At 65.8% G+C, this 228-nt stretch carries 1 protein-coding gene; it reads left to right on the top strand.

Features of this window, described 5'->3' with window-relative positions:
- Nucleotides 1-228: transposase family protein (locus tag C6N31_RS43300; protein WP_232486397.1), on the top strand; the 228-nt coding region annotated here is incomplete at both ends.

Raw genomic sequence — 228 nt, 5'->3', positions numbered from 1 at the left:
GACCGCGCCTATACGGGCGCCGGACCTTGGGTCACCACCGGGCGAAGACGCCCGCCCGGCGGCCAGCTGACCCCAACAGAACGGACGGTCAACCGGGCACTGGCCACGTCCCGGGCTCCCGTCGAACGCGGGATGGCACTACTCAAATCCTGGCGGATCTTCCGAAGATCGCGATGCAGCCCAAATCGAATGACGTCAATCGCCAAGGCAGTCCTCACCCTGGAGAGA

It is taken from the genome of Streptomyces fildesensis, from assembly GCF_016107395.1.
GTDB lineage: Bacteria > Actinomycetota > Actinomycetes > Streptomycetales > Streptomycetaceae > Actinacidiphila > Actinacidiphila fildesensis.
This window is presented reverse-complemented; position numbering and strand designations above follow the sequence as displayed.